13 protein-coding genes are annotated in these 12,160 nt (G+C 75.0%); 7 read left to right on the forward strand and 6 right to left on the reverse strand.

The window, feature by feature from the left end; all coding sequences use genetic code 11:
- Positions 1–252: 252 nt before the first annotated feature.
- Complete coding sequence (locus ACFV0O_RS11540) at positions 253–618, forward strand: hypothetical protein (RefSeq protein ID WP_380339564.1); 366 nt, start codon at positions 253–255, stop codon at positions 616–618.
- A 72-nt stretch (positions 619–690) separates the two neighbouring features.
- On the opposite strand, the gene ACFV0O_RS11545 is transcribed toward ACFV0O_RS11540, so the two are convergent.
- A complete protein-coding gene (locus ACFV0O_RS11545) occupies positions 691–1,491 on the reverse strand; it encodes a HEAT repeat domain-containing protein (RefSeq protein ID WP_380339567.1) in 801 nt (266 codons plus the stop codon).
- Positions 1,492–1,605: 114 nt separating this feature from the next.
- Complete coding sequence (locus ACFV0O_RS11550; RefSeq protein WP_380339570.1) at positions 1,606–2,352, reverse strand: TetR/AcrR family transcriptional regulator; 747 nt, start codon at positions 2,350–2,352, stop codon at positions 1,606–1,608.
- Positions 2,353–2,559: 207 nt separating this feature from the next.
- On the opposite strand from ACFV0O_RS11550, the gene ACFV0O_RS11555 reads away from it, so the two are divergent.
- On the forward strand, positions 2,560–3,777 hold the full coding sequence (locus ACFV0O_RS11555; protein ID WP_380339573.1) for an FAD-dependent monooxygenase: 1,218 nt from the start codon (positions 2,560–2,562) through the stop codon (positions 3,775–3,777).
- Positions 3,778–3,937: 160 nt separating this feature from the next.
- On the opposite strand, the gene ACFV0O_RS11560 is transcribed toward ACFV0O_RS11555, so the two are convergent.
- Together ACFV0O_RS11560 and ACFV0O_RS11565 are read right to left on the reverse strand one after the other, a co-directional pair.
- The gene (locus ACFV0O_RS11560; protein ID WP_380339576.1) at positions 3,938–4,924 is read right to left on the reverse strand and encodes a hypothetical protein; all 987 of its coding nucleotides are present in this window, start codon (positions 4,922–4,924) and stop codon (positions 3,938–3,940) included.
- A gap of 72 nt (positions 4,925–4,996) precedes the next feature.
- Positions 4,997–5,155 carry a hypothetical protein gene (locus ACFV0O_RS11565; RefSeq protein WP_380339579.1) on the reverse strand — a complete coding sequence of 53 codons (159 nt, stop codon included), beginning with the start codon at positions 5,153–5,155 and terminating at the stop codon, positions 4,997–4,999.
- 1,802 nt (positions 5,156–6,957) lie between these two features.
- Here ACFV0O_RS11565 and ACFV0O_RS11570 point away from each other — a divergent pair.
- Positions 6,958–7,611, forward strand: a complete 654-nt coding sequence (locus ACFV0O_RS11570; RefSeq protein WP_380339582.1) for a CBS domain-containing protein — start codon at positions 6,958–6,960, stop codon at positions 7,609–7,611.
- Between the two features lie 263 nt (positions 7,612–7,874).
- Positions 7,875–8,525, forward strand: a complete 651-nt coding sequence (locus ACFV0O_RS11575; RefSeq protein ID WP_380339585.1) for a beta-glucanase — start codon at positions 7,875–7,877, stop codon at positions 8,523–8,525.
- 204 nt (positions 8,526–8,729) lie between these two features.
- Here ACFV0O_RS11575 and ACFV0O_RS11580 read toward each other — a convergent pair whose 3' ends face one another.
- Complete coding sequence (locus ACFV0O_RS11580) at positions 8,730–9,119, reverse strand: hypothetical protein (RefSeq protein ID WP_380339588.1); 390 nt, start codon at positions 9,117–9,119, stop codon at positions 8,730–8,732.
- A 152-nt stretch (positions 9,120–9,271) separates the two neighbouring features.
- Between ACFV0O_RS11580 and ACFV0O_RS11585 the strand changes: the two genes are divergently transcribed.
- Positions 9,272–9,691 carry an SHOCT domain-containing protein gene (locus ACFV0O_RS11585; protein WP_380339590.1) on the forward strand — a complete coding sequence of 140 codons (420 nt, stop codon included), beginning with the start codon at positions 9,272–9,274 and terminating at the stop codon, positions 9,689–9,691.
- 162 nt (positions 9,692–9,853) lie between these two features.
- On the opposite strand, the gene ACFV0O_RS11590 is transcribed toward ACFV0O_RS11585, so the two are convergent.
- On the reverse strand, positions 9,854–10,264 hold the full coding sequence (locus tag ACFV0O_RS11590) for an organic hydroperoxide resistance protein (protein WP_380339593.1): 411 nt from the start codon (positions 10,262–10,264) through the stop codon (positions 9,854–9,856).
- Between the two features lie 159 nt (positions 10,265–10,423).
- Here ACFV0O_RS11590 and ACFV0O_RS11595 point away from each other — a divergent pair, with 159 nt between their 5' ends.
- Positions 10,424–10,897, forward strand: coding sequence for a MarR family winged helix-turn-helix transcriptional regulator (locus tag ACFV0O_RS11595; protein WP_380339596.1), 474 nt, complete (start codon positions 10,424–10,426; stop codon positions 10,895–10,897).
- A 422-nt stretch (positions 10,898–11,319) separates the two neighbouring features.
- Positions 11,320–11,892 (forward strand): RNA polymerase sigma factor, encoded by a 573-nt coding sequence (locus tag ACFV0O_RS11600; RefSeq protein ID WP_380339598.1) that lies wholly within the window; start codon positions 11,320–11,322, stop codon positions 11,890–11,892.
- Positions 11,893–12,160 lie beyond the last annotated feature (268 nt).

Consider the following 12,160-nt stretch of genomic DNA (forward strand, 5'->3'; position numbering starts at 1 on the left):
GGCGCGACCGGAGCCGACCGGCGCGCCGAATCGCCGAAGACGCGGCTCGTCCCATGATCACCCGGATCGGCCGAACGGGCATGTCGGAGGAGAGCGCCGCAGGTCACGGACGCGGGGCCGGGGTGAGTCGGGTACGGAGGGGCGAGAACGCGCCGCTGGTCGGGCCGGAAAGTCGCTGTCCGTCCACCCACTGACACGGATAGGAATGGGCGGTGACGCGGAGGTCCCGCGTCATCGAGAGGAGCCCGCCCCGTGATACGTCTCCGTGCCGCCGCGCTGACCCTCGGCGCTGCCGCCGCCGCGCTCACCCTCACCATGGGAACGGCCCAGGCCGCACCCGGCGACACCAGCACCATGTGCTCCTCCTCGCTCACGCCCGGCGGTTACGTGGACGTGCAGTGGTGGAACAGCGGCGGCTGCGGCTCCGGGTTCAACCCGAACACCAAGAAGATCATGCAGCTCACCGGCTACCCGGTCGGCACCGTGGTCAACGCCTGCGCCTCGACCTGGCCGCCCGCCGGCTGGACCATCGTCAGCAGCTTCTACAGCGCCGGCTGTCAGTACTCCGCGGTGCCGAGCTTCGACAAGAACTCCTGGCAGCTGAAGCGCGTGTCCTGACGGCCGCGCACGACCTGTGGCGGTGCGGGGCCTCGGCGGTCCCGCACCGCTGTCGGCGGTCCAGCACCGCCGTCAGCGGTCCCGCACCGCTTCGACGGCCTCGCGGACATCCGGGTGCGGATCGTCCGCGAGGCCGTCCAGCAGTTCGGCGGTGCCCGGGGTGGACCAGGAACCGACGGCCCAGACCAGTTCCTCGCGCACGCCGGGATCGGGGTGGCCGGCCAGGCGGGTCAGGGCGTCCACCGGGCCCCGGCGGCGCATCCCGAACCAGTGCAGAGCGGCCCGCAGTTCGGCCGGGTCGCCGGGATCGCCGGCCGCCCCGATCCGGGCCAGCAGTACGGGCACCGGCGGCGGCGGTCCGTCCAGCGGGTGCGGGTGGCGCTCGCGCAGCCGGCGGCCGCCGTACTCGCCGCGGATCCGGCAGCCGAAGCAGGTGCACGGCCGGGTGCCGTGGGCGTTCGGCAGGTAGCGCCAGCCGGCGACCTGCGGCACGGCGCGGATCCGGTGCACCTCGCGGGCGCCCACCGCGCGCGGCAGGAAGACCTCCCAGCCGCGCGGGTCGGCCAGTGCGTTGATCCGCCGGACCGCCTCCGCCGCGGACACCGACTGTTGTGCGCTCCTGGCCCGGTCGCGGTAGTGCCCGGCCAGGACCTCCTGCGCGTCGTCCAGCCGGACGTGCACCGCGACCAGCGAGCCCTTGGGCCCGAACCGGGCCAACTCGCGCAGCCACTGGTGGGTCAGCGTGTAGGAGGGCAGCACGGGGAAGCAGTACAGCCCGCGCGCGCCGTCCTGGCCCCGGCTGTCCGCCCGGATCCCGGCGCGGCGGATGCGCGGTGCGTTGGCCGCGGAGGTGAGGTGCACGAACATCGCCATGGGGCGCGATGGTAGTGGGTGGCCGGGCGCGGTCCGAGGGATTTTCCGGGCGCCCGGCCGGGGACGGTCGGCGTGGTCGGGGCTGTGGTGGGCGATCGGGCCGGCCGTGTGTGGTCAGGCCTGCCCGGTGCGGCGCTCGATCAGGGCGGCCAGGCCGTCCAGGATGCGTTCCAGGCCGAAGTCGAGGGCCTGGTCGCGTCCGCCCGGCTCGGCCATGGCGGCCGCGACGGCGGGGTAGCGGTCGGCGTGCTGCCGCACCACCGTGCCGAGGACGGCGAGGAGTTCGGCCTCGGGGGAGCCGGCGGGGCCGGCGGTGCGGGACTGTTCGGCGATCCCGCGCACGTGCCCGGCGAGCAGGACGGCGGCGTCCATCCGCTCGGGCCCGGTCAGGCCGTGGCCGTCGAGCGCGGCCACCACCCGCTCCAGCCACATGAGTTCCTTCGGGCCCATCACCCGGGGGCCGACGGTGGCGTCCAGCAGCCACGGGTGCCGGGCGAACGAATCGGTCAACTGGGCTGCCCAGGCGGTGAGTTGCTCTCGCCAGTCGGCCGCGTCCGCAGGTGCCCCGGGCTCACCGACAGCCGATTCGACCATGAGGGCGACCAGTTCGGCCTTCCCGGGGACGTAGCGGTAGAGCGACATCTTGGTGAAGTCGAGCAGGCCGGCCACCTTCTGCATCGACACCGCCCCCAGGCCCTCCGCGTCGGCGACCTCGACGCCCGCCGCCGCGATGCGCTCCGGGGTGAGGGCCGGCTTCGGCCCCCGGGTGGGCTTGGCCGGCGGGCCCCAGAGCAGCCGCACCGTGTCGTTCGCCGTGTCGTCCGCCGTCTCGTTCGCCGTCTCGTTCGCCGTTCCGCTCATCGTCCGCTCCCGTCCTGGGGTGTTCCGTGCCGGGGTGCTCCGTACCGGTCCGGGCACGGCTCCGTCCCGGGCCTTTCCGGGCCCGGGGCGGGTGTTCCGCCCGTTCGGCCTCGGGGGTTGCCCATCCACCTCAACTGTGTCTACCGTACACAGCAACAAACAGTGTCTGTCGGACACAGTTTCTGATCTCCGGACGGAGTGGTACCCGTGAACACCAGGATCCTGATCTCGGGCGCGAGCATCGCCGGCCCCGCACTCGCCCACTGGCTGGTCCGGTACGGCTTCGAGGTCACCGTCGTCGAGCTGGCTCCCGCGCTGCGCGACGGCGGCCAGGACGTCGACTTCCGCGGCCGCACCCACCTGACCGTGCTGGAACGGATGGGCGTGCTCGACGAACTGCGGGCACTCGGCACCGGCGGCAGCCCGATGACCTTCGTGGACGCCGACGGGCGCCGACTGCTGCACCTGCCCGCCGAGTTCGCGGGCGGCGACCTCGAAATCCCGCGCGGGGAACTCTCCCGGCTGCTGCACCGGCACAGCAGTGCCCGCGCCGAGTACGTCTTCGGAGACTCGATCACCGCGCTGGAGGAGACGCCGAGCGGGGTCCGGGTCGCCTTCCGGCACGGCGCGCCCCGCGAGTTCGACCTGGTGATCGGCGCCGACGGGCTGCACTCCACCGTCCGACGGCTCGCCTTCGGCCCGGAGGAGCGCTACGTCCGCCACCTCGGCTACTACGCGGCCACCTGGCAGCTGCCGAACGAATCCGGGCTGCCCGTCGGATCCGTGGGCCTGAACGTCCCCGGCCGACTGATGTCCGTCGGCGCCGCCCACCGCGACCCGAGCCGGGCGGGCGCCTTCTGCCTGTTCGCCTCGCCCGAACTGCGCTACGACCGCCACGACCCGGCACAGCACAAGGCACTCGTCCGGGCCGCCTTCGCGGGCCTCGGCTGGCGGGTGCCGTACCTGCTGGAGCGCCTGGACGCCGCCCCCGAGGTGTATTTCGACTCGATCAGCCGGGCCGACGTGCCCGCCTGGTCGAGCGGCCGGATCGCCCTGATCGGCGACGCCGCCTGCGGTGCCACCATCGGCGGCATGGGCACCGGCACGGCCGTGGTCGCCGCGTACGTCCTGGCGGGCGAGCTGGCCCGGGCGCGCGGCGACCACCGAACCGCCTTCGAGCGCTACGAGAAGCTGCTGCGCGGCTACGCGCAGGGCTGCCAGAAGGGCGGCGACCGCACCGGACCGTTCCTGGCACCGCGCACCACGACCGGGCTGCGGTTCCGCAACGCGGTGCTGAACCGTCGGTGGGCGCTGGAGAAGATGCTGGAACTCGGGAAGCAGGTCAGCAGCGTCGAACTGCCGGACTACGAGGCGGAGTGGTCGGGTGCGGCCGGCCCTGCGGGTCGATCGGGTTCAGCGGGGTGAGCGGGTTCAGCGGGGTGAGCGGACTCGGTGAGGTGGGCGGACTCGGTGGGGCGGGCAGGTTCGGCAGGGTGAGCGCGATGCGTGGGTCGAGCGGGGCGGAGTGGGGCGAGCGGGTGGCGGGGTGTGCACGGGCCGGGCGGTCGCTGCGGCAGGGGCGGGTTCAGTGCGGCGGGGTGATCCTGGCGCCGTTGTCCAGGAGCGCCTCCACCTGGACGGCCGAGCGCGCGGGGCGCTCGACGGCGAGCGTCCGGTCCGGTGCGGGCCGGTCGGTGGACCAGTCCGGCCCCTTGACGGTGAGCCGGGTGACGCGGCGGCTGCCCGCCGCCAGCAGGAACTCCGTGCCCTGCGGCGAACGCCACCACGTCCAGGCCGCCGTGTCCTGCTCGAACCGGCTGCACGCCCGGCCCGGGCCGCCCCCGGTGCGCTGCGGGCCGCGGCCCGCGGGCAGGACGACGGCGGTGGCCGCGCTGCCCTCGCCGTTCCAGCGGTCGGCGCGCAGACAGACCCAGGCGGCCGAGCCCGCGTTCTGCGGCAACGGCTGGACGGCGAAGGCCCACAGGTTGAGCTGCTTGACGCCCGGCTTCCCGTCCGGGACGGCACAGCCCGCCCGGGCCCAGGCCTGCAGCGCTTCCTGGGCCGTCGCCTCGCGCGGCTCCCGGGCCGGCTGCGGGGACTGGCCGCGGTCCGGCGGTGGGGTGTAGGTGAGGTGCGCGGGGACGAGGCCGCCCAGGTCGGCCAGCAGGAAGGCGTGCTTCTCGGCGACCACGGGCGAGGAGCGCAGCTGGAGCACGGTGGAGCCCCGGCAGTCGGCGAGTCCGCCGGCGGGTGCCGACGCGGTGATCCCGTCGGGGTGCTCCAACGGGCGGGCCGGTGTGTCGGGTCGGTCGATCCGGCGGGTCTCGGCGGAGTCCACCCAGGGTGCCGGCAGGTAGCGGACGGCCGTGCCCCGGCGGCGCAGAGCCACCGCGCCCGCCGTGGTCACGTCCGAGTCGTCGGCCCGGGCGAGGTCCAGCCCGGCGTCACCGCCGTCGGTGGGGTGACCATCGGTGGGGTGACCGTCGGTGGGGTGACCGTCGGTGTAGCGGGCGACCCGCCGGCCGTCGTACAGCACCACCACGCCGGTGCCGTCCACCGTCCCGGCGAACAACAGCTGCGGCGTCTCGACCGGCGGGGCGATGTCCGTACCCGGTTCGGCACGGGTCTGCGGGCCGGGCCGCGATCAGGCGGTCACGGCCCGGCCGAGCAGTGCGCCGTCCTCGCGGCGGTCGCCCCGGGCGGGCCAGGCGGAGAAGTCGACCCGCGCGGTGTGCTGCCACGCGGCGGGCGCCACCCGGACCAGCCGGGCCGGGTCGCCGGGGCGTGGGCCCGGCGCGGACACCGCACCGGGCCGTCGCCACGGGGCCGGAACCCCCCAGTACGGCGGCCGTGGTGGAGAACCCGAGCATGCCGACCGCGAGCGTGGCCGTCAGCGTCCGGCGGCGGCGCAGCAGGTCCGTCGGCTGCACCCGGACCGCGCACGGGTCGAAGGCGGGTCCCGTCGGGTCCGGAGCCGATGGGACAGCTGCCGCCGCGGCGACCGTTTCGTCCGGCGCTGCCACTCCGGCCCGCCGCAGTACCTCGGCGGCCTGCTGCGGGCCCAGTTCGTCGACCGTTCGCAGCGCGAAGGCGGCCCGGGCCGGGGCGTCCAGCGTGGCGAGCACGCGGTCGAGGCCCGCGTCCTCCTCGCCGCCGTGCGGGGTGAACAGCCGCAACCCCCACACCCGGGGCGCCGTCAGGCGGGCCGCCGGGCGCGGGCGGAGCGCGGCGCGCAGGACCCGCAGGCGTAGGGCGGCGTACACCGGGTCCGCCTCGGTGGCGTCCGGTTCGGTACGGCGGGTCCAGCGGAAGGGCAGGGCGCGCTGGACGGCGGCGTGGGCGGCGAGCACCCGGCTGTGCCGGTCCCGGTCGGCCGGCAGGGCCAGGTAGGCGAGCCGGACCAGCCTGCGGTAGTGGCGCACCAGCGCGGCCTCGGCCTGCGCGACCGGGCGCGCCGCGACCCCCTGGTGCGGCGGTGTCGCGCCCACCGTCCGTGCTGGCAAAGGGGCCTCCCGGGAGCCTTGGTGCTGTGTCGTGGCGTTGGTGTGTGTGCGGTCGTGTGTGCGGTCGTGCGTGCGGTCGTGCGTGCTGTTGTGGTGGACGGTCCAACAAGTCGATCATGTGATGGTTGCGCCGTCCGGGGGGAGCGAAGGGCGGCTGAAGGGGGAGCGGCGCTCCACCCGCGGGCCACCGCTGGAGGAACGTCCGGGGAGCGGCGCCCCCGTGACGGGCACTGACCGGCGGTGGCGGGCGCCCGTCGGCTCGACCGGCGCCCGGCCCGGTCCGGGCGCCCGATGGCCCTGGCAGCGGTCCGCCGACGGCCGGGGACCGCGCCGTTGCCGCCTCGTTCGACCCGCGCCACCGGCCGCCCGGTGCGGCGCGGCGACCACGCCGTGCCGGGCGACCTGGTCCATGTGGACCATCAGGAAGCTCGGCGACGTCCCCGCCGGCGGTGGCCACCACGCCCTCCGCCGCCGAACGGGCCGCCGCGTTCCGGCCCGGGCACGCGCGTTCCCCGCCCGGGCCGTCGTCACCGTCCAACGGGTGCGGAGCGACAACGGGGCCGGCCACCGATCGCACTCCTGGCGCGGCGTCGTCGCAGTCGACGGCGTCGCACGCGAACGGACCCGGCCCGACCGGCCGCGGACCGACGGCACGGTCGAGCGGCTTCAACCGCACCCTGCTCGACGCCCGGGCCCACGCCGGGCCGGACACCCCGCGTCTGTGGGCGAGCCGCCCGCCGGCCGAGGCCCCGACCCCACGCGTCGGAACAGCCACGGCCATCCGCGACCACTCGCCGTCGGCTGCGGGGCGGTTTCGCACGACTGACCCCTGAGGGGAGGGGCCCCGGACGGGTGAGGCCCTTGTGCGGGCCCCGGACGGGTGGGGCCGTGACCGGCGGACGGGTCCGTGTCGGGCCACGCCGGGCCACGCCGGGCCACGTCGGTCCGTGTCGGGTCCGTGTTCGAGGTGCGAGGCCCAAGGTCCCACCCGTTCGGCCCCTTGGCCCCTGGCGGTCCGCGCCGCCACACGCCATGCTGCCGGTAACCGGCCGGGACGATCCGCGCCCGGTCGGACCAGCACCGTTGGACGAGGTGAACCGGCGTGCGGCATGCCACCGTCGAATCCGTGATGACCAGCCCCGTGGTCCTGGTCTCGCCCGAGACCGGGTTCCGGGAGATCGTGACGCTGCTGAGCGAGTACGACATCACCGGGGTACCGGTGGTGGACCCGGAAGGGCGGCCGCTCGGCGTCGTCTCGGAGGCCGACCTGCTGCGCACCCTGGCCGCGCAGGACGACCCGGGCAGCCTGCTGCCGGCCCCCGAGTCGGCGCAGGTGGGCCCGGACGGCGAGGTCACTGCCGCCGACCTGATGACGGCCCAGCCCGTCTGCACCACACCAGGGGTGAGCGTGGTCGCGGCGGCCCGCACGATGAGCCGGCACGGGCTGAAGCGGCTGCCGGTGCTGGACGAGGAAGGGCGGGTCGTCGGCATGGTCAGCCGGGGCGACCTGCTGCGGGTGTTCCTGCGCGAGGACACGGTGATCCGGCGGGAGATCGTCGAGGAGGTGCTCGGCCGGATCGAGGGCGTCAGCCCGGCGGAGATCGGGGTGGAGGTCAGCCAGGGCCGGGTGGTGCTCAGCGGCACCGTGCCCGAGCCGCATCTGGTGCCGATCGTGCTCAACCTGTGCCGCTCGGTGGACGGCGTGGTCTCCGTGACCGACCGGCTCGGCGCCGGGGGCGCGGCGACGGTCGGCTGACGGGCCGAGCCGGCCGGGCGGGGCTGATCGGGCTGATCCGGTTGGTCGGACGGGTCCGGCTGGTGGCGTCGATCGGGCTGATCGGGCTCGCCGGGTGGGTCCGGCCGGTCGGGCTGCAGCGGTCCGGCAGGTGGAGCCGGTGGCTGCCGGTCCGTCTCGGACCCGGGTGGTCCGCTTCGCATACAGCGGACCGTACCGGGTAACTCACTCTGTGTGCCCGGCCGATCGGACTGCCGGGGCACCCGGGCACCGGGGAGGCGGCCGTGACAGTCGTGTTCGACGCGGACTTCACTTCGACCAGGCAGTGGACCACCGGGCGCAGCAGCGCCTATCCCCGGATGGGGCCGACCAACCGGAGCGACCACAAACTCGACTACCTCGTCCGCGGCTACTGTCCCGGCGGGGTGTTCACCGCCACCCGGCGGCACACCGGTGGCCTGTGGAACTGCAACCTGCTGACCACCGAGGGCAGTCCGGACGGCTTCCAGGTCCGCGCCGGGGACGTGCTGTCGGCGCGCGTGACGCTGCCCGTGCAGCTGGGGGCCTGGCCGGCGATCTGGACCTGGCGGGACGGCGGCAACGAGGTCGACGTCTTCGAGTACCACCCCGACAACCCCGACCTGCTGGAGATCTCCAACCACGTCCGGGGCGGCTTCCGGTACTGGCACGGCGGCGGCGCGGGGATCGGCCCCGGGGCGACCTTCGGCCTGCGGGTGGTGCTCGGCGCGAACTCGGTGGACTGGTACGTCGAGGACGAACTGGTCTACGCGGACCTGCACGGGGTGGGTGCCGGCTGGCACGCCTACCTGATCGTCAACCTGTCGGTGGCGGACGGGACGTACCACGACCGGCCGGCGAGCGGCGGGCCGGACCGGCTCAGCTGGGTCTGCCACAGCCTGCAGGTGGAGCGCTGAACCGGGGCTGAGGGGGTCCCGGTTCGGGGGCGGGCCGGGCCGGGGCGGGCCGGGGCGGGCCGGGGCGGGGCGGGCCGGGATCGGGTCCAGGCCGTTCGGGTCCGGTCGTTCGGGTCCGGGGTTCGGCGGTCGCGGCCGGTACGCCCCGCCCGGCCCGCCCGGCCCGGCGGGCCAGGCCCCGGTGCGGCCGGTGCGGCCCACGGTTCAGGGTGCGAAGGCGGCGGTGATCGGGCCGTGCGGGCCGGAGCGCTGGAACCAGACCGTGCGGCGGTCCGGGCCGATGTGGGCGGGGTCGGTCACGTACAGGTCGTCGTGCGGGGCGCGCTCGTTGCCCGGCGCGAGCGCCGCGTCCACGGCGTGGTCGGCGAGTGCGTGCAGCAGGGCCGTCGCGGTGGCCTCGGCGGCGGTCGGCGCGATGGCGAGGGCGGTGAGTTCGGCCCAGAGCGCGGTGTCGACGTAGGCGATCGGGGAGTGGCCGAGGGTCGGGTGGGGGCTGGGGTCGGCGTGGCGCCGCAGCACCCCGGCGGCGACGAGCTGCTCGGGGGAGCGGCCGTCGTGGGGCGGGTGGTGGGTCGTGCGTGCGTGCCGGTTCACGAGCGGCACGCTACCCCGTGGACTTCGGGCCCGGCCGCCGAAACGTTTTCTCAGGCTTTCTTCACAGCACTTTCACCGGTGCCGGGCGCACGATGGTGGTAAGGCGCTGATCACCTCGGCGGGCCCGGACGGGGCCGGAGGAGGAGGTCCTGATGAGGCACTGGCATGGGTACGGGCACGGCCACGGCATGGGCGGCTGGGGCATCGGGTTGATGGTGATCGGGACGCTGCTGGTCCTGGCGCTCCTGGTGCTCGCTGCCATCGCTCTGTTCCGCTACGTTTCGCGCTCGCGGCAGCCGGTCCCGCCGGCGACTGCGGCACCGGGCGTCTCCGGTGGCGGCGGGCACGGCGCGGGCGGCCCGAGCGGCTGGGCGACCGGCCCGGCCCCGGAGCAGGTGCTCGCGGAGCGGTTCGCCCGGGGCGAGATCGACGCCGAGGAGTACCGGCACAGACTGGAGACGCTGCGCTCGGCGAACGGGCCGGGTGGCGGTGGCCCTGTGGGTGGTGCCCCGGGGAGTGGTGCTCCCGCCGGCGGTTCGCCCGGCCCCGGCGGCCCCGGTACGGGGGAGTAGGAGCCCGGAGCATGGTGCGGGACGGGCCCGCCGCACGTCCAGTGCGGCGGGCCCGGTGCGTCTGCGGAGCCCCGGGGCCGAATTTCGTCCCGAGGGCGACGGCTGCCCGATCGGCTGCCCGGCCGGTTGCCCGGCCGGTTGCCCGGCCGGTCGGCGGACCGGTTACTCGACGACCAGCTCGACCGGGATGTTGCCCCGGGTGGCGCGGGAGTACGGGCAGACCTCGTGCGCCTGCTTGACCAGCAGCTCGCCGGTCTCGCCCGCGAGAGTGTCGGGCAGCTCGACGCGCAGCACGACGGCGAGGCCGAAGCCGGCGCCGTCCTTGCCGATGGACACCTCGGCGGTCACCGAGACCTCGCTGGTGTCCACCCGGGCCTGCCGGCCGACCAGGCCGAGCGCACTGGCGAAGCAGGCGGCGTAGCCGGCCGCGAACAGCTGCTCGGGGTTGGTGCCCTGGCCGTTGCCGCCGAGCGCCGGCGGCATCGCCAGCGCGAGGTCCAGCTGGCCGTCGGAGCTGACGGCGCGGCCCTCCCGGCCGTTGGCGGTGGCGGCTGCGGTGTAGAGCGCGTCCATGGTCGGTCCCCTTCGTGGTGCTTCGAGTGCTCGGTGGCGGACGGGCCGGGGGCCGCCGTCGTTCTTGCGGTCCGTCCGTGCCCTGCCGTGCCACAAGTAGAGCACGCAATTCAATTGCGCACAACTCAATGGCGTGCGCGTCATCGGTACGATGGGTCCATGACCACGCTTCCCGGCATGGCGGACGAGGAACTGCTCCGCCTCGACCAGCAGATCTGCTTCTCGCTCAACGCGGCCTCCCGCGCCTTCGGCGGCGTCTACCGGGTGCTCCTTCGGGACCTCGGGCTGACCTACCCGCAGTACCTGGTCATGCTGGTGCTCTGGGAGGACGGCGAACTGCCCGTCAAGCGGATCGGCGAACGCCTGCGGCTCGACTCCGGCACACTCTCCCCCCTGCTCAAGCGGCTGGAGGCGGCCGGACTGGTCCGTCGTGAACGCAGCCCGCAGGACGAGCGGTCGGTCACCGTCGCGCTCACCGCCGAGGGGACGGCGCTGCGCGAGCGGGCCGGACAGGTCCCGCGGCGGCTGCTCGCCGCGACCGGGCTGCCGGTCCAGGACCTCGCGGAGCTGCGCGGGCTGCTGGAGCGGGTCACCGCCGCGCTGGACTCGGCGGCGGTGGAGCCCGCCCCGTAGGTCCCGGCCCGGGCGGTGGCCGCGGGTTTCGCCGAGGCGGTGTGGCCTCCGGCGTCGCGGCGCGGCACCCCCGTGCGTGCGCGGGTGACTGCCTGGCCGCGGTCGGGCTGTCGGTGAAGCGGCCGGGCCGGGGTGTCGACGGCGCGGGTCGGGCGTGGCTGCGTGGTGGTGCGGAGGGCTTGTCAAGCCGGCGTCGCGGGCAGTGTGATCTGGGTCACTCGGTGGGTGTTCCGGTGGGGTCGGCGGGCTCGAATCGGCAGGTCAGTGGGGTTGTTCGAAAGTGAACGGAAACGTTCGCCAATTGTCCGCCCGATCCGGTCAACATCCCCGGCCTCCCGGACGGTTACACGACGAGCCCCCAAAGGGCCGTCGGCGCGCCACCCGGTGAGCCGGCCAGCTGACCCACGAAAAGGGGGGCGTGCGTGAACACTCCCGGGCCGGGCGAGGAGCGGGGCCTGCGGGCGGACCCGCTCGGCGACCTGCCGAACGACTTCGAGGCCTTCTTCACCCGCGAGAACCTCGGCTACCTCCGCTACGCCCAACAGCGGCTGCGTCACCGCGAGGACGCCCAGGACGCGGTGCAGAACGCCGGTGCCACGCTCTACAAGAACTGGCGCCGCGCCCTGGCCAGCGCCGATCCGCAGGCCTTCGCCTTCAAGGTCGTGAAGGACGCGGTGGTGGACGTCCTGCGCGACCGCCGGCGCACCGAACGCAAACGGCTGCGAGTGATCGCCCAGCGCCGTCCCGACACCAGCCAGGACGAGCTGGACGAACTCGCCGAACTGGACGCCCTGGACTGGGCGATGGACGAGCTTGCGCGGGCCGCCCCGGTCCAGGCCGACGTGGTCCGGCTGCGCCAGGCGGGCCTGTCCTACCACGACATCGGCCGGTCGCTCGGGATCGCGCACACCACCGCCCGCACCTACTACAGCCTCGGGCGCCGCCACCTGGAGTACCTGCTGGAGCACCCGGACGAGGAGGACGCGGAGCCGTGAGCGCCGTGACGTGGGGGTCGTGACGTGAGGACGCAGGCATGAGGACGCGGACATGAAGGCGGATGCATGAGGGTGGACGCATGAGGGTGGCGACGTGAGCGTCGGGGACGCGCGGATCGGGGACACGCGGATCGGGGACGCGCGGATCGGGGACGCGAGGGTCGGGGACACGCGGGGCGCATGCGGGGATGTCGGGGACACGAGGGACGGATACGGGGACGTCGGGGACAGGAGCGGTGGACGCGCGGACGTCGGGGAGACGAGGGTC

It is taken from the genome of Kitasatospora sp. NPDC059577 (assembly GCF_042735475.1).
In the GTDB taxonomy this organism is placed as follows: Bacteria; Actinomycetota; Actinomycetes; order Streptomycetales; family Streptomycetaceae; genus Kitasatospora.